Here is a 906-nt window from a genome sequence, read left to right on the forward strand (position 1 = left end):
AACTATTTCACAATAAACCTCGACAGAATATTCAGAATTATCCTATCCCACAATAGATCGAATCCAAAAAATTAGTACTAGGCAGTTTGGCATTAAAAACTTTACTATTATGTGGCAGCACAGGATAATAAGGGGAAGGAAGAAATATTTAATTATATACAGTATTAAGGGGGGAATGACTGTGAAGAAAGGGGAGAAACTGTCTGYGACGGTAGAAACCGTGGGGTTGAGCCAGCGCGAATTTTTAACGATTTTCTTACTTCACTCTTTGAGGATAAAAGCGAATTATCCAAGGGCGATTCATCAGGACCTGAAAAATACGTTCACTGGAAAAGTGCATAGCTATGACTATTTATGTAAAATATCGAATACGCTAGTCGAATCCAATCATTTATCATTATATACGAATAAGGGAAGAAATTATTATCAAATAACGGAAAAAGGCAAAGAGCTTTACATATGGTATCAAGAAAATTTCCTGGAAAGGTTTTCCGAAGTGAAAAAGGTCATTGATCGCTTCATGTTCGATTTAAGGGGATCTGGTGAAAACCCACCGGTTGTAAATGAGCTTCCAGAAGAATACAGGTCTTATTTCTCGAAAATAATATCGGTGAAGGACCTTGTCCGTTATGTAACTTTAAAAGCCGCTTTCACTAAGAAACCCATTTATATGGGGGAAATTGGCGATTTGCTTAAAAATCAGTTCGGCTGGATCGCTTCAAATGGCTATTTATACGATTTATCTCATGAAATGGAAGAGAACGGCCTACTTGTCGGCAGGTGGGAAAGTGAAAAACGAACTAAACGGTATTTACGAATAACCGATGAAGGACAGCATCATTACAAACAGATTGCGGATTCTGCGGCCTTTCAAGTCCAGGAAATTCAAAAATACATGGCCAGTGT

At 37.8% G+C, this 906-nt stretch carries 1 protein-coding gene; it reads left to right on the top strand.

Translation table 11 applies throughout. The annotated features are described in order from the left end of the window. Nucleotides 1-181 precede the first annotated feature (181 nt). On the top strand, nt 182-906 hold a 725-nt coding region (locus tag AC1DVB_RS27600), incomplete at its 3' end, for a PadR family transcriptional regulator (RefSeq protein ID WP_477592032.1).

It is taken from the genome of Peribacillus sp. P4_D6 (assembly GCF_056401795.1).